General features: G+C 28.8%; 20 protein-coding genes and 1 pseudogene. 14 read left to right on the forward strand and 7 right to left on the reverse strand.

Annotated elements, in window-relative coordinates:
* The 3 genes and pseudogenes from E6A48_RS10295 to map all read left to right on the forward strand — a co-directional run.
* Positions 1–926, forward strand: a pseudogene (locus E6A48_RS10295) (AAA family ATPase); the annotation flags it as partial.
* Between the two features lie 39 nt (positions 927–965).
* Entirely contained in the window at positions 966–1,232 is a 267-nt protein-coding gene (locus E6A48_RS10300) for a hypothetical protein (RefSeq protein WP_219710116.1), read from the forward strand.
* 13 nt (positions 1,233–1,245) lie between these two features.
* Positions 1,246–2,043, forward strand: coding sequence for a type I methionyl aminopeptidase (gene map, locus E6A48_RS10305; protein ID WP_219710117.1), 798 nt, complete (start codon positions 1,246–1,248; stop codon positions 2,041–2,043).
* On the opposite strand, the gene E6A48_RS10310 is transcribed toward map, so the two are convergent.
* A complete protein-coding gene (locus E6A48_RS10310; protein WP_219710118.1) occupies positions 2,040–2,924 on the reverse strand; it encodes an MBL fold metallo-hydrolase in 885 nt (294 codons plus the stop codon). The genes map and E6A48_RS10310 overlap by 4 nt on opposite strands.
* Positions 2,925–3,084: 160 nt before the next feature.
* Here E6A48_RS10310 and E6A48_RS10315 point away from each other — a divergent pair, with 160 nt between their 5' ends.
* From E6A48_RS10315 to infB, 11 genes are all read left to right on the forward strand, one after another.
* The gene (locus E6A48_RS10315; protein ID WP_219710119.1) at positions 3,085–3,945 is read left to right on the forward strand and encodes a DMT family transporter; all 861 of its coding nucleotides are present in this window, start codon (positions 3,085–3,087) and stop codon (positions 3,943–3,945) included.
* A gap of 13 nt (positions 3,946–3,958) precedes the next feature.
* The gene (locus E6A48_RS10320; protein ID WP_219710120.1) at positions 3,959–4,420 is read left to right on the forward strand and encodes a YbaK/EbsC family protein; all 462 of its coding nucleotides are present in this window, start codon (positions 3,959–3,961) and stop codon (positions 4,418–4,420) included.
* 107 nt (positions 4,421–4,527) lie between these two features.
* Positions 4,528–4,959, forward strand: coding sequence for a PepSY-like domain-containing protein (locus E6A48_RS10325; protein WP_219710121.1), 432 nt, complete (start codon positions 4,528–4,530; stop codon positions 4,957–4,959).
* Between the two features lie 282 nt (positions 4,960–5,241).
* Entirely contained in the window at positions 5,242–6,567 is a 1,326-nt protein-coding gene (gene flgE, locus E6A48_RS10330; RefSeq protein ID WP_219710122.1) for a flagellar hook protein FlgE, read from the forward strand.
* Positions 6,568–6,631: 64 nt separating this feature from the next.
* Complete coding sequence (locus tag E6A48_RS10335; protein ID WP_013243715.1) at positions 6,632–6,856, forward strand: flagellar FlbD family protein; 225 nt, start codon at positions 6,632–6,634, stop codon at positions 6,854–6,856.
* 42 nt (positions 6,857–6,898) lie between these two features.
* The gene (locus E6A48_RS10340) at positions 6,899–7,690 is read left to right on the forward strand and encodes a motility protein A (protein ID WP_013243716.1); all 792 of its coding nucleotides are present in this window, start codon (positions 6,899–6,901) and stop codon (positions 7,688–7,690) included.
* Positions 7,691–7,708: 18 nt separating this feature from the next.
* Complete coding sequence (locus tag E6A48_RS10345) at positions 7,709–8,509, forward strand: flagellar motor protein MotB (protein WP_219710123.1); 801 nt, start codon at positions 7,709–7,711, stop codon at positions 8,507–8,509.
* An 11-nt stretch (positions 8,510–8,520) separates the two neighbouring features.
* On the forward strand, positions 8,521–9,393 hold the full coding sequence (locus E6A48_RS10350; RefSeq protein WP_013243718.1) for a class I SAM-dependent methyltransferase: 873 nt from the start codon (positions 8,521–8,523) through the stop codon (positions 9,391–9,393).
* A 92-nt stretch (positions 9,394–9,485) separates the two neighbouring features.
* Positions 9,486–10,979, forward strand: a complete 1,494-nt coding sequence (locus tag E6A48_RS10355) for a nucleotidyl cyclase domain-containing protein (RefSeq protein ID WP_219710124.1) — start codon at positions 9,486–9,488, stop codon at positions 10,977–10,979.
* 88 nt (positions 10,980–11,067) lie between these two features.
* On the forward strand, positions 11,068–11,793 hold the full coding sequence (locus E6A48_RS10360; RefSeq protein ID WP_219710125.1) for a SurA N-terminal domain-containing protein: 726 nt from the start codon (positions 11,068–11,070) through the stop codon (positions 11,791–11,793).
* A gap of 74 nt (positions 11,794–11,867) precedes the next feature.
* Positions 11,868–14,195: a translation initiation factor IF-2 gene (gene infB, locus E6A48_RS10365; RefSeq protein ID WP_219710132.1), complete on the forward strand. Its 2,328-nt coding sequence runs from the start codon at positions 11,868–11,870 to the stop codon at positions 14,193–14,195.
* Here the strand turns inward: infB and E6A48_RS10370 are convergent.
* From E6A48_RS10370 to E6A48_RS10395, 6 genes are all read right to left on the reverse strand, one after another.
* Positions 14,192–14,983 (reverse strand): hypothetical protein, encoded by a 792-nt coding sequence (locus E6A48_RS10370; RefSeq protein WP_219710126.1) that lies wholly within the window; start codon positions 14,981–14,983, stop codon positions 14,192–14,194. The genes infB and E6A48_RS10370 overlap by 4 nt on opposite strands.
* Before the next feature lie 2 nt (positions 14,984–14,985).
* Complete coding sequence (lpxB, locus tag E6A48_RS10375) at positions 14,986–16,107, reverse strand: lipid-A-disaccharide synthase (RefSeq protein ID WP_219710127.1); 1,122 nt, start codon at positions 16,105–16,107, stop codon at positions 14,986–14,988.
* A 21-nt stretch (positions 16,108–16,128) separates the two neighbouring features.
* On the reverse strand, positions 16,129–16,923 hold the full coding sequence (gene lpxA, locus E6A48_RS10380; protein ID WP_219710128.1) for an acyl-ACP--UDP-N-acetylglucosamine O-acyltransferase: 795 nt from the start codon (positions 16,921–16,923) through the stop codon (positions 16,129–16,131).
* A 30-nt stretch (positions 16,924–16,953) separates the two neighbouring features.
* On the reverse strand, positions 16,954–17,418 hold the full coding sequence (fabZ, locus tag E6A48_RS10385; RefSeq protein WP_219710129.1) for a 3-hydroxyacyl-ACP dehydratase FabZ: 465 nt from the start codon (positions 17,416–17,418) through the stop codon (positions 16,954–16,956).
* A gap of 82 nt (positions 17,419–17,500) precedes the next feature.
* Positions 17,501–18,631, reverse strand: coding sequence for a DUF362 domain-containing protein (locus tag E6A48_RS10390; RefSeq protein ID WP_219710130.1), 1,131 nt, complete (start codon positions 18,629–18,631; stop codon positions 17,501–17,503).
* A gap of 76 nt (positions 18,632–18,707) precedes the next feature.
* Complete coding sequence (locus E6A48_RS10395) at positions 18,708–19,697, reverse strand: hypothetical protein (protein ID WP_219710131.1); 990 nt, start codon at positions 19,695–19,697, stop codon at positions 18,708–18,710.
* Between the last annotated feature and the right edge of the window lie 237 nt (positions 19,698–19,934).

The following is a 19,934-nucleotide window of genomic DNA, read 5'->3' on the forward strand; positions in this document are numbered from 1 at the left end:
AAGCTATTAAAATAGATAATATTGATGAAGATTTAGAAGAAGAGGTTGATGATAATTTAATACCAAATATAGATAATTTAGATAATAATATAAATACCGTATCTGAAGAAGATAAGGAATTAGATTATGTACCTACATTAGATAATGTATTGGAAGAAAATAATGAGGATGATAAAAATATTTTAAGAGGTATAGATGATATTATTTCTGATAATGAGGAGGATATTTTGATAAGTCATGGCTCTATGATTGATAATGAAATTAGCAAAAAAGAAGATGATTATTTCTCTTCTCTAGATTCATTTAATCTTGCTCTTAATAAAGATTTTCTATTTGATGATGATAAAAACGAATTTGATAAATCACATAACTATGATAGCAATGAAATAATAAAAAAGGCAAGTGAAGATGATGTATTTGATACAGAAGATTTAATAGACAGCGAATTATATGATCCTGAAGAGAAAAGACCTACTATGCCAGAAGATTATAAAGAGGCTGAAGAAAAAGTAAAAGATAATATGACTTCAAATTGGAAAAATATTCTTAAAGCAATTAAAGGTGAAAAGTTTGTAAATAAAAACTTAGATGAAATGCTAGATTGGATAAAAGAAAAATCTGGACTTAATGTATTACATTCTGCTATGCTTACTAAAGATGAAAATGGTATATACAAAATAGTAGATTCTAAAAATCTTACAGAAGATACTAAAAATAAATTAGAAATAGATGAAAATGAAGCATTATTTAAAAAGATTTTATCATCTAGAAAAACATTATATGTATCAGATCCTTTCTCATCATTATCATTAAAAATTAAATTTGATGAAAAAGATAGGGAAAATATTTCTCATATGATATTTATACCTATACAAGATGAAGAAGCTCAATTAAAATCTTTCTTTATAGGGCTTTCTTCAAATTGATATTAACATATATATCAAAAATAAATAATAGAGGTAAAAATGGAATATTTGATAGTAGTAGCTGCTTTTATATTGATAGGAATAGTAATAAGCTTAATTTTTTATAATGTTTTGCATATAAAAGTATTTGGCGGTTGGATTATGATGTTTATAATAGCTACTATTGGAGCTTTGCTTGGTTCATATTATTTGCCAAGATTAACTGAAATAGTTAGCTACATTAACATTAACCTATCGTCTGCAATTTTAGGTGCTATTATTTTAGTTATACTCCTAAGAATATTCACACCTAAATCATTAAAATAGTAAGGCAAAAATAATGTTTATTAAAAGCAATACAACAGATATTGTAAAGCCTTCTATCAAAGATGAAAAAGCTATAGAAAATATTAAAAAAGCAGCAAAAATAGCACAAGAAGCTATAGACTTAGCTTTTGAATATTCTCTATCAGGAACAAGAGCTTCAAAAATAGATAAAGATGTTGAGAAGTTTATAAAATCTAAAGGAGCATACCCTGCCAATTTAGAAGTGCCTGAATATGGTTTTTCTACAAGTATATCTATAGGAAATGAAATAGCACATGGCAGACCAACAAATAAAAAAATATTAGTGCAAGGCGATATTATATGCATTGATATAGGTGTAAAGTACAATGGCTATTATGCTGACTGTGCTAGGACTATGGTTGTTAAAGGCAATCAATTAAGTTCTAGCAATAAAAAAGCATATAAATTAATCAAAGCTTGTAAAGAATCTCTAGAGAATGCCATATATAAATTAAGACCAAATATACTTTTAAGCACCTATGGAAGAGAAGTTGAAAAAAAAGTAAATGAATATGGATACAGTATAATAAAATCTCTTACGGGGCATGGTGTCGGATATGAGTATCATGAAGCTCCTTATATATATAATTTTTATCATCCAAACAATGATGTAAAACTAGAAGAGAATATGGTTTTGGCATTAGAGTTAATGATAACTGAAGGCTCTGATAAATATGTGATAGAAAATGACGGTTGGACTATATCTACTGCTGATTATTCTTTTGCTGCTCATTTTGAACATACTGTTTTAATTAAAAAACATGGGGTTGAAATATTAGGAATTAATTAAATTATAATATAAGAACCCTCTTTTGCAAAAGCTAATTGCAAATCTATGCCTTCTTTTCTTAAAAAAGCTAAAAGTTTATTGTAAATCAATTTTATTTGTGCGTCAGTTCTATCTTGATTATGATGGTGAATAATAACATAAGGTACATCAGCATCAAGCCCCACCTGTATAGCGTCATTTAAAGTAGAATGTCCCCAACCAACATGCCCATTAATATATTCGCTTTTTGTATACTCCCCTTCTATAATTAAAACATTAGCACCTCTCACATAATCTATTAGCCTAGCATGAAGTAAATTAGCATTGTTATTATAATGGTCTAATGATGGGTGCTGTATATGAAGACGTTTTTTATAAGGTTCATGGTCTGTTAGATATACTAAAGTTTTATCATTAGAAGTGATTTTGTATGACAAAGTATAACAAGGGTGATTAACCCACAAAGCTTCTACTGTCATATTTCCATAATTTATTTTTTTACCTTCATAGAAAGGTTCAAATTTAATAGAAGCACCAAACTGTTCAAGATTAATAGGAAAATAATCTTTAGCTAATATATTATTAATTGTTTCATACATCTCTTCATGATTATCTTTAGGACCGTATATTGTAAAGCTATATTTATTAGAATAAAATGGTGCGAAAAAAGGTATTCCTATAATATGGTCCCAATGGAAATGTGTTAATAAAATAATACTTTCTTTTTTTTCACTTTTAAGAGCATAATATCCAAGATTTTTTAATCCACTTCCAGCATCAAGAATAATATAATTTCCTTCATCATCTATAACCTGTATGCAAGACGTATTGCCACCGTATTCACTAAAACTAGTACCAGGGGTTGGTATAGAGCCTCTGCTTCCCAAAAATCTAACTTTCAAATTATACTCTTAAATAAATTTTTATATATAAATCATACACTATAAAGTAAAAAAATCAATCTAATAATAATACAATTTATAATATTTTGATTATTGAAAAATACAAAAAAAATATTATAATTTCTAGAAAATAAATTATTAATATATAATTTTTATAGTAATGGGAAAAAGTATATTTTTATTTGTTGGAGTAACAGCATTATCAATGTCAGCAATATTTGCAAGACTTGCTAATGCACCTTCTTCAATAACAGCATTTTATAGATTATTATTTTCATTTATAATAATTTTGCCTATTCTTCTAATAAAAAATTTAGAAGAGTTGAAAAAAATAAGCAAAAAAGATTTTCTATTATCATTAATATCAGGCATAGCATTAGCAGGTCATTATTCATTATGGTTTCAATCTTTGAAATACACATCCGTTGCAAGCTCTACTGTAATAGTAACACTTCAGCCATTATTTTCTATAGTAGCAGGTTATTTTATTTTTAAAGAAAGATATACAAAATTAGCAATACTTGGTTTTATTATAGCTATAATAGGTTCTGTAATAATAGGTTGGGGAGATTTTCAAGTAAGCACTACCGCATTAATTGGAGATGTTTTAGCATTTATATCAGCAGGACTCATTAGTACTAACTTTTTGCTTGGGCAATACATAAGAAAAAGATTATCTGCTCTCACATACACAGGTTTAACATATTTTGCTTCATCTGTATTTTTATTTTTTGTAGTAATATTTACTAATACACCTCTTACTGGATATCCATTATATACTTGGCTCAATATATTAGGTTTAACTCTCATATCTACAATGCTTGGGCATGTGGTATTTATGTGGCTTTTAAAATGGTTTTCTGCTAGTGTTGTATCTATGACTATATTAGGAGAGGCTGTGGGGGCTTGTATACTAGGATATTTTATATTAAAAGAGAGTATCAATATTAATCAGCTTATTGGTATAATAATAATTTTATTTGGAATAGGATTATTTTTAAAAGAGCATAAACAAAATTAAACGGAGAATATTTATGATTAGCGAAAAAGTATTAAAAGTTTTAAATGAACTTGGTATAGAACATAAAGAGTTTGAAGAGAAGGGGGCTACTAAAACTGTTGAAGATGCTGCTAAATCTTTAAATATAGAAAAAGGTCAGGTTGCTAAATCTATATTATTAAAACCAGTAAAGAAAGATTTTTTTATGTTAATAGCATCTGGGGATAAAAAAATATCTTCAAAAAAGACTAAAGAATATTTTGGATGCAAAACAAATTTTGCAAGTGCTGAGGATACTTTTAATTTAACAGGATTCACTTTTGGAGGAGTATGTCCATTTGGAATAGATGAAAGAATTACTGTGTTGGTTGATAAAAGCATGAAGAGATTTGATGATTTATATATAGCTTGCGGAAGCGATAGTTCGCTTGCAAAAATGAGTTATGATGAAATAATAAACAAAATTTCAAATATAGAAGTAGATTTAACAGAATAAAATCATAAAATATGTTGACATAAATTAAAATTTTGTTTATATTAATCTTGTAAAGATAATTTACAAGTATATAAAAAATATAGTAGTAAATTATAGAGGAGCTTAATATGATAAAAAAAATATTATCTTCATTAATAGTATTAGCAATTTTTTCTACATCAATTTTATTTGCTGATATGGTAGTTCCAGCTTCAGCATTGCCTAAACAAGCTGTAACTTTCATCAAAAAAATATATCCTAGTGCTCAAATATGGAAAGTAGAAAGAGATGGAGGAAAATTTGATGTCAACTTATCCAATGGTGCTAGTATAGATTTTTTAACTAATGGTGACTGGGTAAATATAGATGGAGAATATAACGGTGTACCTTTTAGTGTATTGCCTCAAGCTGTTGCTAATACAGTGAAAAAGACATATCCTCAAGCGATGATGGTAAGTGTAGAAAAAGAATGGGGAAATTACAAAATAAAACTTAACAATATGATGGAAATGTTTATATCATCTGATGGATCATTAATGGGACAACAATTTGATGATTAATTATATAAAAGGTTTATGAAAAGTATTATTTTTAAGAGGTGCTGCGAAATGTAGCATCTCTTTTTTATGTTTTAAAAAATCATATTTAATTTCAATATATATTTTATTTCTCATTATTATAACTTCCTTCAAAACAATAATTTTTGTAATTATTTTTATACTATTAAAATTAAATGATAATAAAAAAATATTAAGCAAATTTTAATTATACCGAAAATATTATAAGAAAATAATAAATGTTTAATAAATAAAATAATAATTACTTATGGAGGAATTCGCCTTATGATGCGTTCATTATTTGCAGGTGTATCTGGATTACAGAATCACCAAACTAGAATGGATGTTGTTGGTAATAACATATCCAATGTAAATACATACGGTTTTAAAAAAGGTAGAGTAACTTTCAAGGATATGATAAGCCAATCTTTGAGCGGAGCAGCTAAACCGCAGGAAGATAGAGGTGGTATCAATCCTCAACAGGTTGGTCTTGGTATGCAAGTAGCTACTATAGACACAATACATACACAAGGAGCTTTACAAGTTACAGGTGTAAATACAGATTTAGCTATTCAAGGAGAAGGTTTCTTTATTGAAAAGAAAGGCAATAGTTCTTATTATACTAGAAACGGAGCTTTCTCTTTAGATAAAAATGGTTATTTAGTTAATCCTTCTAATGGTTATAAGGTACAAGGTTGGAATGCTGTACTTAATCCAGAAACAGGAATGATGGAATTAAATACTGCTGCTGGGGTAGAAGATTTAATTATACCAGTAGGTTCAAAAGATCCAGCAAGAGCTACACAAAACACTAAGTTCTTCTGTAACCTACAAAAAAATAGCGATACTCACCAAGCAGATTTAACTATTTATGATTCTACAGGAATACCTCGTCAATTAAGAGCAACATTTAATAGAACAGATGTTAATAGATGGGATATGGTAATAGAAATACCAGAAGCAACAGAAGGAAGTGTAAGTGTTTCAGCAGGTGACCCTGTTGAAAATGGAGGAAATAATACTTTCCAATTAGTATTTAATGATGCTGGTTCTTTAATTTCTGTAAGCGATGGTACTAATACTCAAACTGAAGGCGTATTAATGCCTAATGTATCTTTTACTTATACAGGTACAGACGGAGAAGTAAATCAAACTATTAACCTTACTTTAGGAGAAGTTGGTTTATTTAATGGTATTACACAATTTGAATCACCTTCAACAACCAAAGCTATAGAACAAGACGGTTATACTATGGGTATGCTAGAAGGATTTAGCTTTGATGACAGTGGTCAAATTACTGGTGTATTTACAAATGGTAACAGAAAAACTCTAGGACAGGTTGCTTTGGCTAAATTTGCAAATGCAGGCGGTTTAGAGAAAGCAGGAGATACTTTATTTGTAGAGAGCAATAACTCTGGTGCTGCTAATATTGGTGTTGCTGCTGCTGAAGGAAGAGGTTCTATTAAAGCTGGTACTTTAGAGATGTCTAACGTTGATTTAAGTGAACAATTTACTGATATGATAGTAACTCAAAGAGGTTTCCAAGCTAATGCTAGAACTATAACTACAGCTGACCAGTTGCTTCAAGAAGTTATAGCACTTAAAAGATAAATAAAAATATTAGACTTTTTGTTTATTTTTAGTATAATATAATGGTTAGGAGTTTCTTAATATTATGATATATGTAACTAGATTTGACGGAAGCGTTTTATATATTAATCCACATCAAATAGAGTTTATGGAGGAAACTCCTGATTTGGTAATCACTATGCTATCTGGAAGAAAAGTTCTAACTAAAGATAGTTATGAAACTGTATTAAATAGAATAGTGGAATATAGAACTAGAATAGTAAATGAAGATTCTACTAAAAAACCTTCTTTCTATGGTAATGAAGATTAGAAAGAAAATAAAAAATAAATAAAATATTAGAGAGTAAAAAATATGGATATTATAGTACCTTTAGGTTTTTTATTAGTTATAGGTATCAATTTATTTGGTATAATTTCAGGTGGTGGTAATGTTGGTCACATGGTGGACATTGCTTCTGCAGTTGTAACAGGTTTAGGAGGAACTACTTCTCTTTTCGTTGCAAATGATATAGGAACTATATTGGGTGTACCTAAAGCAATAAAAGTTCTTTTGAACAAACCTAACTATGATGAAGCACAAATAATTATTACTTTAATAAGTTTCTCTGAAAAGGCAAGAAGAGAAGGTTTGCTTGTACTTGAAGATGATATACAAGAAGTTTCAGACCCTTTCCTTAAAAAAGGTATGCAGCTTGTAGTAGACGGAACAGACCCAGAATTAGTAAAGAATATTTTGAATACAGAAATAGATAACGTAGAAGCAAGACACGATACAGTAAGAAAGGTATTTGAAGATGCTGCTTCATTATATCCTGCTTGGGGTATGATTGGTACATTAATTGGACTTGTAATAATGCTTAGAAGCTTAGGTGGTGGTGGTGGTGTTGAAGCCATTGGTTCTGGTATGGCGGTAGCACTTATTACTACTTACTATGGTTCGGTTATAGCTAACGGTTTTGCTTTGCCTATAGCAGGTAGACTTGCTGCAAGACATGCTTCTGAGGCTATTGTACAGAGTATTATGCTTGAGGGTATATTATCTATACAGGCTGGTGACAACCCTAGAATTGTTAAAGATAAATTAGTATCTTTCTTACCTCCTCCTCAACGTCAAAAAGTTAATGAGCAGGTTGGAGATAGATAAATAATTTAAGGATATATAATGGCTACTATTAAATTTGGTAAAAAAGCTAAAAAAGCTGGTGATAAAGCACAAGTACCAGGTCCTTCTGCTCCATTATGGCTTCAAACATATGGAGATTTCGTTACTTTGGTACTTACGTTCTTCGTATTATTACTTTCTACCATGTCTGAATCTATTAGTGATTCTACTATGCAGCTTCTTGCTACTGCTTTTCAGGGCTCTTTCGGTAATTTATCTGGTGGGGTTACTTTATCACAGAGTAAATTAGTTGCAGGAGGAGCTAATGTAGATGCTTTGCCTGCTATGGACAGAGGTTACTCTATGGGTAGAAGTGTGGATAAAGCAGTATCAGTATTAGAATCAGAAATAAAAAACAATAAAGTAAGAGTATCCGAAGATGAAAGAGGTTTTGTTATCACATTAGGAGCAGATCAATATTTTGAATCAGCTTCTACAAATATAGTAAACACCCAAAACAATACAGAAACTTTTATAAAAATAGCTTCATTGCTTAGCACATTACCAAATGATATTAGAATAGAAGGACATACAGATTCTGGTGCAATATTGGAAGGAAGTATTACAGAACAGTGGTTTGGAAACAACTGGGGACTTTCTACTGCGAGAGCCATTGTTGTATTAGAAAAAATATTTGAAAGCGACCAAACAGGAAAGTTAGATATAAACAAATATTCTGTTGCAGGTTATGCTGATACTAGACCGGTTGCATCTAATGATTTGCCAGATGGAAGAGCTTTAAATAGAAGAGTTGATATAGTTGTAGTTCGTAATGATGTAACTTACTATAATCAAAAATAATAAATAATTGTATGATTGTAGCAAGAGATTGGAAAGATTATAAAATTTTAGATGCTGGAAATGGCGAAAAATTTGAGAATATAGGAGGTTTTTTAGTATCACGTCCTGATTCTCAAATTATTTGGCAAAAACAATTAAATAAATGGAATAATTTAGATGCTATATATCATCGTTCGGATAAAGGCGGTGGATATTGGCAGTATATTAACAGTCCAAAAGAAAACTTTATTATCAAATATAAAGATTTATCATTTAAAATAGAGTTCACAAACTTTAAACATATTGGGCTTTTTCCTGAACAGGCTGTTAATTGGCAATTTATAATAGATAAAATCAAAGAGAAAAAATCATCTACTCATAAAAATAAAGAAATAAAAGCTTTAAACTTATTTGCATATACAGGCGGTGCAACTGTTGCTTGTGCTTATGCGGATTGTGATGAAATAGTGCATGTTGATGCTTCAAAAAAAATTGTTGGACATGCTAAGACAAATATCGAAATTAATAATTTTCAAAATAAAAAAGTAAGATTTATTATAGAAGATGTTATTAAATTCGTTTTGAGAGAAGTGAGAAGAGAGAGAAAATATGATGTTATTATAATGGACCCTCCAGTATACGGCAGAGGTCCTAATGGAGAGCTTTGGCAGATAGAAACAAGTTTAACAAGATTGGTAGAAGAATGCGTTAAACTATTATCTCCCTCCCCTATTCTATTTTTAATTAACTGCTATACTGCAAGTTTTTCTCATATATCTCTTAAAAACATTTTACAAACTCAAATTAAAAATAATGGTTTTTTTGAAAGCGGAGAAATAGCTCTTCCTATAGAAAATACTGATTTGATACTTCCATCAGGAATATACGCTAGATTTTTTACATAAAATTATAATGTAATAACTATTGCTTTTTTTTATTTATAAGTTAAAGTTTTAAATGGGTTTGAGATATATTAATAATTTTTTAAGGAAACAATGTGAACACTATAGAAGATTATACCCCCTCAACATCAAAGTATGAGTTATATACTCATTTAAGCGAACAAATAGTATCTGGAAAAATAAAAACTTTTTCAGAAATATTTACTTATGCTAGCAATGTTAATTTTGAGAAGATTAATGACCATAATAATATTTTAAAAGGATTATTTAATCTTATAAGAAAAATTAATTGGGGATTCTTTAATAACTTAGATAAAGAAATGTATCCAAAATTGTGGGACCAATTTGTTATAGAAAATCCTAAATACAATTTTGCTGGAGATTTGAAACTTAGTCTAACTATAGCTGATATTTATATAGCAATGCTTGATATTCATGGATATACTAAATTTTGCGAAGAAAACAAAAACAATCTTTCTAAAATGCATGCTTTAGATGATTTGCTTCAAAATAAAATAAGCGAACTTACAAGATTTTATAATGTTATATCTCACAGAAAGCAGGGCGATGAAATAGTAATGATGTGCCCATCTGCAACTGATGCTTTAAGTGCCACTATGGCTATTATTGGAGCTTTAAGTAAAAAAAGAATATTAACAGAATGTCCTGATATAGATACATCAATATTTCCAGAGTTTAAAGTAAGTGCTGGTATAGCTGGAGGAATGAGCAACAATTCTCTTATTATCACAGAAGATGGAGATTTATCTGGTTTTCTTATTAACAATGCAGCAAGAATGCAAGCTAGAGCAAACATGCTATCTCCAAAAGATACTAAAATAATTGTTACAAAAAATTTGCAATTTAACTTCCTTAAAGAAAATAGTAAAACAAAAAGCGAAATATTTGAAAAAAATATTATATCTTTCTACGATAATGGTATGATATCTTTTAAAGGAACTGAGATTCCTATAGTTGAAGCAATATTTAATCCTAATGAAAAATATAAAGAAGCTTTCTTTAATGAAATGGAAGAACTTGTTAAAAGTATAAAAGGAAATTTGTGGAAACAGAGATTATTTACAAGCATATTAGATTTAATTTCAAAAGCAGTTAGCTCTATGCCTAAATTTCAAATCAACAAGAGAGTTAATGAATATATATCTGCTTATGATAATAAAACTATATGCGATTTATGCAATAATGCTAATGGAGCTTATGTTGTTAAAGAAAACTATAAAGAAGCAATAGACACTTTTGCATTAATAATAAAACTACTAAAAACTATTCCAGATTTTGACCCTATGGTATTAGAATATGCACAGAGTATATGCAATGGTTACGAAAAAGTTTTACCTATATATGATATAGTAATTAAAAAAGAAATAGAAATGAACTTAACAGAAATATTCCCTGCTAATCATATTCCTATATTTCAAAATGTACAAAAAGCAAATGAAACTTATAATAAATTAATGAAATATGCCTTGGATAGTAATGCTTTAAAAAGAAGAAAATCTATTTGGTATGGTATATTAGAAAAAGAACTTAATAATTTAGTGATAAATATGTATTCTGGTAAGAAATAAATATTTATAAAATAGCTTGCACTAATAATACATATATGATAAACTATTGCAACTATTAAGTTGTATTGTAAATTAAGGAGTATTTTTTATGTATATTAAAAAAGTATTTTTATCATTAATAGTGTTATCGATATTTTTTGTATCTTGTTCAAACACAAAAACTGCTAACTCTTCAGATTCATTAGCATATCTTCAAGGCGGTGAAGGTGAATGGGTTTTAAAAGTAGATGACTTCACAATCAATCAAACTAATTTTAATAAAGATTATAAAGTATTCTTAAACTCTATGAAAGCACAAGGAGCAACTCCTGAACAAATAGCTATGATAGAGAGTGATAATAGATATAAACAAAACTACGCAGAAGATTTAATTAACCAAATACTTTTGCTAAAAAAAGCAGAAACAGATAAATTCTTTGAAACAGAAGAAGCTAAATCTACAATAGATGCTACTATCAGAAATATTAAAGCACAATACTATTATCAAAAATTAATAGAACAAGCAGCAAGCAATGTACCAGCTCCAACTCCAGAGCAAGCTAAAGCATTCTTTGACCAAGCAAAAGATCAATTACAATTAGCTCAATATGGTATCACAGAATATAATACTCAAACAGCTCCATATATAGCTGATATTTATAAAAGAGTTTATGCAGAACAAAATGTTCAAAGAGAAATTATAGATTTAAAAGATAAAGCGGTAATAGAAAGAAATAATGCTGTATTAGGAGAACCAACTATCGTTCCTCCTACTACTATGCCTAACACACAAGGACAAGCAACTAATAATTTATTACCTAGAGCAACAAATTAATAATATAAAAATAAACACTTGTAAGATAAGAAAATTTATCTTGCAAGTGAATACTTTAAAAAAGAAGGAAAATGATGCCTCAAATAAATGAGAGTAATAATGACAAAAATCAGCAAAACTTATCTTCTGATAATAAACCTAAAAAAGTAATTATTAACAAAAAATCTAATAATTCTAATAATACTGAAGAAAGTCAAGCTAGTGCTACTGTTAAAAAAGTAAAAAAGGTTGTAGTAAAAAAAATTATTATACATAAAGAAAAACAAGACTCTGCAAAAACAGAAAATGTTCAAACTCCAGAGCAAAGAAAACCTTTTAATAATAAATTTAATAATAACAGAGAAAATAATAAAGATAATAACAGAGAAAGAGATAATAAAAGTTTTAATAAAGAATCAAACAATAGAGATTTCTCCAGAGATAAACAATATAAAAACACTCAAATTACTCCGCCTCCTGTAGAAGAGGTATCATTCAAAAAAGATAATAAGAAAGATAATAAAAAAAGAGATTACGAGAAGAAAGAAAAAGAGTACGATAAAAAATCTTCTCAAAAAGACTCTAAAGCAGAAGCAGCTCAAAGACAAGAAAATAAAATATTTAATAAATTACAAGCTAAAAAACTTCAGCAGGAACAAAGACTTGCAAGTGTTGAAAAAGAAATCAGCATAATGGAAACTATCACTGTTGGAGATTTAGCTAAAAAAATGAATTTAAGAGCTTCAGACATAATATCCAAACTTATGGGTATGGGTACTATGGCTAGAGTTAATGATATAATTGACTCTGATACTGCTACAATTATTGCTGATGATTTTGGCTGTAAAGTTAATGTTATATCATTACAAGAAGAAGCTACTATAGAGATAAAAGAAGATAAGCCAGAAGATTTGAAACCTCGTCCTCCTGTTGTAACAATTATGGGACACGTTGACCATGGTAAAACTTCGCTTCTTGATGCTATAAGACATAGTAATATCACTTCTAAAGAAAGCGGTGGTATTACTCAAAATATAGGTGCTTATAAAGTAAAAATTCCTAGCGGAGAAATAGCTTTTATTGATACTCCTGGTCACGCTGCTTTTACTATGATGAGAGCAAGAGGTGCTAAGAGTACTGATATAGTAATACTTGTTGTTGCTTCAGATGATGGTGTTATGCCTCAAACTTTGGAAGCTTTAAATCATGCTAAAGAAGCTAATGTACCTATTATTGTTGCTGTTAATAAAATGGATTTACCTAATGCTTCTATGGATAAAGTAAAAGCTGCTTTATCTGAACATGGTCTTACTCCTGAAGAATGGGGAGGAGATACTCAATATATAGGGGTTAGTGCTTTAACTAAACAAGGAATTAATGACCTTTTGGAAGCTATAATACTTCAAGCTGAAATGCTAGAATTAAAAGCTAACCCTAACAGAGAGGCTATTGGTATTGTATTAGAAGCTTCACTTGACCAGGGAAGAGGTCCTGTTGGTACTGTACTTGTACAAAATGGTACTTTAAAAATTGGAGACTATTTTGTTTGCGGACTTTCTGTTGGTAAAGTAAGAGCTATGGTTAATGATTTAGGTCAAAGAGTTACAAAGGCTTTACCTTCTACACCTGTTGAAGTTTTGGGTTTTGAAAAGACTCCTGAAGCTGGTGAATCTTTCAATGTTATGCTTGATGAAAAAGAGGCTAAAGCTATAGCTGACAAGAGAGTACAATTAAAACAGCAGGAAGCTTTGAAGGCTAATGTTAAAGTTACTTTAGAAAACCTTTATGAGAAAATAGCTTCAGATGCTATGAAAGAGTTTAAGGTTATAATTAAAGCTGATGTTCAAGGAAGTGCTGAAGCCTTAAGAGATGCTTTAAACAAAATACAAAGTGATAAAATAAGATTCGTTTCAATATATAGTGCATCAGGAGCTGTTACTGAGAGCGATGTAAACTTAGCACATGCTTCTAATGCCATAATAATTGCATACAGAGTTCGTCCTTCTGGTAAAGCAAGAGAGTTAGCTGAAAAACTTGCTATACCTATAGAGAGATACGACATTATTTATGAAGCAATAGAATCTATACAAAATGCTATGAAAGGTTCTCTTGAAAGACTTAAAAAAGAAGTGGATATTGGTACTGTTGAGGTTAGAGATGTATTCCATGTTCCTAAAGTTGGCACTATTGCTGGTTGTTATGTAACTAGCGGTAAAATAGAGAGAAATGCTGGTGTGAGAGTAATGAGAGATAATGTGCTTATTTATACTAGTAAAATTTCTAGCTTAAGACGTATTAAAGATGATGTTAAAGAAGTTGCTACTGGATATGAATGCGGTGCTTCTATAGAAAACTTTAATGATATTAAAAAAGGTGATTTATTAGAAATATTTAAAATTGAAGAAATCACTCAAGAGCTTTAATATTTATTATGGAATATCAAATGACTAAATACGCCTTTTATAGGTATTATTAATTTTGAATGCGTTTTATTGTTATCATTATATATTTCTAAATGTTTTGTAGGCTCAAGACCAATATTATATAATCTAAGATCGCATAAAGCTAAACCAAAACCTGCACTTTCTGTATTATCTAATTGCTCTAAGAAAAAACTCTCTACCATATCATTATTATAATATTCTTTAAAAGTTAATCTTTTACTATCTATTCTTGTTCTTCCTAACATAATGAGTGGAGAATCATTAACAATATCAAACTCTATATTATTTTTTGTAATATGAATAAATAATTTTATAATAAATTTACTTTTAGTATTTTCATTTAATAACAAAATATCATTATAAAAATTATCTATATTATTATTGTTATTAGATATAAATTTATTTTCATTTTTTAATATATTTTTTAATTTTTCCCTACTTTCATCATCTCTAAATATATCAGAATATTTTTTCATTATCTCAGGATTATTATAATATTCATCTAAAGAATAGTTAGGATACATCTCACTAAGCACTTTTAAGCTAATTAAGTGTAAATACCTAGCCTTAATAGCATTAGTAATAAGCTCCATTAATATATATATAACATCTTCATAATATTTTTCGATTCTATATTTAATCAATATCTTATTTACTAACAAAGCAATCTTATCTTTCGTAATTAAATCTACAAATAAAATATCAAACTCTATATCAGTTTTTTTTATATATTCTTCTATATTATTAAAAAAATCATCGTCTATCATTTTTAATTAATAATCTCTTTAGCAACACGTTCTAATACATTTTTATCACCAAGTAATTCTCTTACCCTAATTAAATTAGAACTAGTTTTATTATAATATTCTTTATCTGTTAAATATTTTATTATATGACTACTAATAGCATTGGGATTGCAATCTCTTTGAAGAAGTTCAGGAGCAGCTTCTTCATTAAGCATAACATTAGGCATACCAACATATTTTATATTAGTAAAAATCTTACCTAGTAGGAAAGTTAAATGGGATATCTTATAACATATCACCATAGGTTTTCCATAACAAGCAGCTATCAAACTAGCAGTACCGCTAGACATTATAAGAGCATCAGAATATATATAAACATCATCTTTATTTTCTATTATAGAATAACATATTCCGTTCAATAAATCTTTATAATTACCAATAATCTTTTCTATAGGCTCTCTATATTCAGGATAAGCTACGGGTATAATAAATCTTATATTTCCAAATAGCATATCATTAAGTATCTTCATAGATTTGATAAATACAGGAGCAAGTTTTTTTATTTCTTGATATCTGCTTCCAAATAATACTCCAACAGTATATTCTTTTTTATCCATATTTAAAGGAGAAACTTCCCTATTATAATTAATATCAGCAAAAGGATGTCCGCTATAAATCACATTGCAATTATGTTTTTTATACACATCATAATCAAATTTGAAAGGCGTAATTATTTTTTTAGCAGATAACAACCTTTTAGCATTCCATTCTCCCCATATACCCACATGAGGTGGAAAATAATAAATATAAGGAATATTATTTTTTTCACAATACTTAGCTAATATAAGATTAACTCCTTGATTGTCTACAAGAAGCATTATATCAACTTTATTATTTTTAAGATATTCTTTTAATATATTAAAGGCTCCAAGTTTTTTGAAAGCAAATTTGGGATTAATACCTTCAAATATTCCCATAGTGGATAATGTTGACATATCAGATAAAATATTAACATTAGCCTTTCTCATCTCAACACCGCCAAATCCATCTAGTATGGTTTGAGGTGCTAATTTTTTTATCTCATTTGCAATCAAGGCTCCTTGAATGTCGCCAGATACTTCTCCTGTAGCTATAAATATTCGCATATATATTTTATTTACTATCTTTTATACTGTTTTTCTTGGCGTTATGCCTCTTCTAGACTCTGATATAAAAACAACTATTTTTTTAGCTATATCATTTAAACTATCATCGTTTAAGTATGTATCTAAAAACTCTTGCTTTGTTTTATTCCAATTATACCACATATCATAAGCCTCTTCAGCCTGACTAATCTGTTCTGAAGTAAAACCAGCTCTTCTCATTCCAACTAAATTAAGTTTATATATAATAGCCTCACCAGCATGAGCAGTTAAAGCATATGGAAGTATATCCCTTCCAACCGCAGACATTCCGCTAATCATGGCATATTCACCTATAGAACAAAATTGATGCACAACACAGTTACCAGAAATAAAAGCTCCCTTTCCAACCTTTACATGTCCAGCAACCAAAGCACCATTACATATAATAACATTATCATTAATCTCACAATCATGAGCAACATGCCCAGTAGCCATTATATAACAATTATTTTTTATTATAGTTTTTTGATTTTCTTTTGATGCCCTATGCAAATTGGCAAACTCTCTTATCTCATTATTATCACCAATCTCTAAAAATGTAACAGTATTCCTATCAAAATGTATATCCTGAGGTAAATCTCCCAAAACAACATTATCATGAATTATATTATTCTTACCTATATTAGTGTACTCTTTTATAACACTATGAGCACCTATTATAGTGTCTTCTCCTATAGTTACATTGCCTTCTATTACAGCATAAGGACCTATTTTTACATTATCCGCTATTTTAGCAGATTCTGAAATAATAGCAGTTTTATGTATATCTTTTATCATTTTTTGTTATCCAATTATTTATTAATCTTATTATTTATTAATTTTCATAGCTTCTTTATCTACTAAAAATAATCCCAAATCAGCAGAACAAGCTAAACTATCCCCTACTCTAACTTCACCATGTGTTTTAAGTAAAGTTCCATTAAAAGCCTCAACAGTAACAAACATATCCATTACATCACCCGGTATTACAGGATTTTTAAACTTAACATTATCTATTTTAGCAAAAAACATAAACTTATTGCCAATCTCTTCAGGTTTCAATAATTTCATATAGCAGTATATACCAGAAGTTTGTGCCATTGCCTCTACCATTAAAACACCAGGCATTATAGGGCTTTCTGGAAAATGACCTGTAAATTGTGGTTCATTAAAAGTAACATTTTTTACAGAATGTATTTTACCTTCTTCTATGCTTATTACTTTATCTACAAGCAAAAAAGGATATCTATGCGGAAGAAGCTCCATTATTTTAGTTATGTTAATATTTTCCATTTATCATTACCTTTTTAAAAAATTCTACTTATTATTATATATAGTATAATGATACCATAATATTAACTAAACTTCAAGCAATTTAAAACTTTCTTTTTAAAAATATAGCCTTATGCGGACATAATTCTTGACAACAGTAACAAGTTATACATTTATCATAATAATATTCAGGAGGATAATTTTTTCCCTTTTTATCAAAGTTTAATGCCAAAGGAGTAACAGGACAAACTTTAACACATACCCCACATTTTACACATTTATTTTTATCTATAACAGGCTTAGGTATAATAAAAGAAAATATCCTTTTAACAATAGGAAAATTGGCAAACTTCATCAAACTTCTTCCTATACCTATTCTCTTATGAGGTTTTTTAAAATCAATAACTTTAATACTTTCTATATCATCTCCCAAAACTTCTATATCATCTTTATTAGAGAAATTATGCTTAAAACCCATTTTCAAAGTTGGTATATTATTATAATCAAAAGATATAATCTTTGAAGCAATATAATCTAAAGCAACAGCATCAGTGGAAAATAATAATGCATTTACTTTTCTTGGATTTCCACTTCTTGGACCATTACCCTCCATAGCAAGTATAGCGTCCATTATATATAATTTTGGGTTTACATATTTATTCAAATCTAAAAGCATAGTAGAGAAATCTTCGAAATCAGGAAGCTTTAAATGATACTCTGCCTTTCTAAAACCGGGTATGCATCCAAATTGATTTTTTACAGCACCAGTCATTACAGTTAAAGCATGCGATTTTAATTTTGGTAAACTAATTATAACATCTGCCTCTGTAATAGGTTTAGCTACAGTAAAACTTTTCTCTTGAACACCCTCAGGAAAATTAACACCAACAGGCTCATCAAAATCAGCATATTCTACATTAAGCCTGCTAGCAACCTCATCAATACCAGCCTTCAAGGCAACACTGCTACCCTTCCCAACACCAGGTGAATCTCCATAAGAAACTTTACACCCTTTATCCTGTAAAATTGATGCTATAGCCTCAAAAACTATAGGATGAGTTGTTACAGATTTATCAGCTGTTTCTGCTGCTAGTAAGTTAGGCTTTAATAATACTTTATCATTACTATGAACAAATAAATCTATACCACCAAGTAAATCTATACCTCTATTAATGGCAGATTTAACCATATCCAAATCATAATTATCACATTTAATTACAACTACTTTACTCATTTGATTCCTTTTATATAAATAGTGAATTTTAAATAAATATTAGAATAAAAAATTATAAGCTTTAAATTAATAACTATTATTCAGAAACGCCATACATTTTGCTGTCAAATTCTTTTTTAATTCTATTAAATTTATCACGTGTTCTAGTTAATGCAGAGTCCATTTTACTAATAGCTCTTTGATTAGCACTATATAATCCCAATGACTTTCTTGCATAAGGTATCATCTCATTCTTACTTACAGAATCTGAATTAATAAGTCTTACTATAGAACTATAATAACCTTCATTACCTGCTATCATTCTATTTTTTTTCATCTCTAAAGTATAAATATCTTTTTCACTATTATCCACATCTGTAAGAGACACTCTAGAAACTGAAGCTAAATCATTTTGAGAAATATCCTCCATAGCAGAAATTAAACTTTCTATAGTAGAAGTAGAATCTAACCTTGCATTTTCTTCACCCTTATTCAAAAAAACTAAAGGGTCTGTATCACTTCCCTGTTTTACCACTCTATTATTACCATCAAATTCAGCTACATAAACTTCTCTAGGATTAATAATGCGTTCGTCATTATCTGTATAAACATTTACCTTAGTATTAATAGGAATTACTATAGTAGAACCATCTTCAGAAAAAGCAACCTCAACTTTTGAAGCTACATTATTATATGTAACCATAGAAGAAACATTTGCTGTATGTACTTGATAATCGTCTTCTATGCTAACAGTAAAATATCCATAAAGTAAAGATAATGATATATAAGAATCTTCACTAGAAACAGAAGAATTAACCATAATAATACTTCTTTCATTTAAAGAAATATTTCCTATGTTATTTCCATTTTTTAAAACAGTAATCTCTACTGTTGTATTACTTTCTGTAGATAATTTATAGCCTTCATGTATTTCACTACCTCTAAAAACTCTTAATGACTTATCAGACTTTTCTATGAAAGCTACCCCAGATATACCTGTCACTTTAAAGGTTATATCTTGAGAAAAAAGTGTATTACTGCTAAAGAGTATAAATATATTCAGTAAAATTAGTGTAATTATTTTCATACTCAAACTCCTCGGCGAAATTCAAAGCTCCGCCAAGTAATATAATTGTATACACTAGAATAAAAAAAGTCAATAGCATTAAAAATCAAATTACTATATAGAAATATCTAGCTGAGGAAGTACAGGGTAAGAAAATAACATATTAAGATTAAAGTCATCGGTTGTTATTATAACATCTTTATCTTTCATATCAGAGCATAAACTTATTATATAAGAATCATCAAGAATAAATGTAGC

The sequence above is a fragment of the Brachyspira pilosicoli genome (assembly GCF_019402445.1).
Taxonomy (GTDB): Bacteria; Spirochaetota; Brachyspiria; order Brachyspirales; family Brachyspiraceae; genus Brachyspira; species Brachyspira pilosicoli_B.

Bases quoted from the DNA above. Each gene is read 5' to 3' on its own strand.
- E6A48_RS10360 (WP_219710125.1), top strand. From the start codon at position 11,068: ATGTATATTAAAAAAGTATTTTTATCATTAATAGTGTTATCGATATTT.
- E6A48_RS10390 (WP_219710130.1), bottom strand. From the start codon at position 18,631: ATGAGTAAAGTAGTTGTAATTAAATGTGATAATTATGATTTGGATATG.
- E6A48_RS10370 (WP_219710126.1), bottom strand. From the start codon at position 14,983: ATGATAGACGATGATTTTTTTAATAATATAGAAGAATATATAAAAAAA.
- E6A48_RS10325 (WP_219710121.1), top strand. From the start codon at position 4,528: ATGATAAAAAAAATATTATCTTCATTAATAGTATTAGCAATTTTTTCT.
- fabZ (WP_219710129.1), bottom strand. From the start codon at position 17,418: ATGGAAAATATTAACATAACTAAAATAATGGAGCTTCTTCCGCATAGA.
- lpxB (WP_219710127.1), bottom strand. From the start codon at position 16,107: ATGCGAATATTTATAGCTACAGGAGAAGTATCTGGCGACATTCAAGGA.
- E6A48_RS10395 (WP_219710131.1), bottom strand. From the start codon at position 19,697: ATGAAAATAATTACACTAATTTTACTGAATATATTTATACTCTTTAGC.
- E6A48_RS10320 (WP_219710120.1), top strand. From the start codon at position 3,959: ATGATTAGCGAAAAAGTATTAAAAGTTTTAAATGAACTTGGTATAGAA.
- flgE (WP_219710122.1), top strand. From the start codon at position 5,242: ATGATGCGTTCATTATTTGCAGGTGTATCTGGATTACAGAATCACCAA.
- E6A48_RS10300 (WP_219710116.1), top strand. From the start codon at position 966: ATGGAATATTTGATAGTAGTAGCTGCTTTTATATTGATAGGAATAGTA.
- E6A48_RS10345 (WP_219710123.1), top strand. From the start codon at position 7,709: ATGGCTACTATTAAATTTGGTAAAAAAGCTAAAAAAGCTGGTGATAAA.
- E6A48_RS10350 (WP_013243718.1), top strand. From the start codon at position 8,521: ATGATTGTAGCAAGAGATTGGAAAGATTATAAAATTTTAGATGCTGGA.
- E6A48_RS10335 (WP_013243715.1), top strand. From the start codon at position 6,632: ATGATATATGTAACTAGATTTGACGGAAGCGTTTTATATATTAATCCA.
- map (WP_219710117.1), top strand. From the start codon at position 1,246: ATGTTTATTAAAAGCAATACAACAGATATTGTAAAGCCTTCTATCAAA.
- lpxA (WP_219710128.1), bottom strand. From the start codon at position 16,923: ATGATAAAAGATATACATAAAACTGCTATTATTTCAGAATCTGCTAAA.
- infB (WP_219710132.1), top strand. From the start codon at position 11,868: ATGCCTCAAATAAATGAGAGTAATAATGACAAAAATCAGCAAAACTTA.
- E6A48_RS10340 (WP_013243716.1), top strand. From the start codon at position 6,899: ATGGATATTATAGTACCTTTAGGTTTTTTATTAGTTATAGGTATCAAT.
- E6A48_RS10315 (WP_219710119.1), top strand. From the start codon at position 3,085: ATGGGAAAAAGTATATTTTTATTTGTTGGAGTAACAGCATTATCAATG.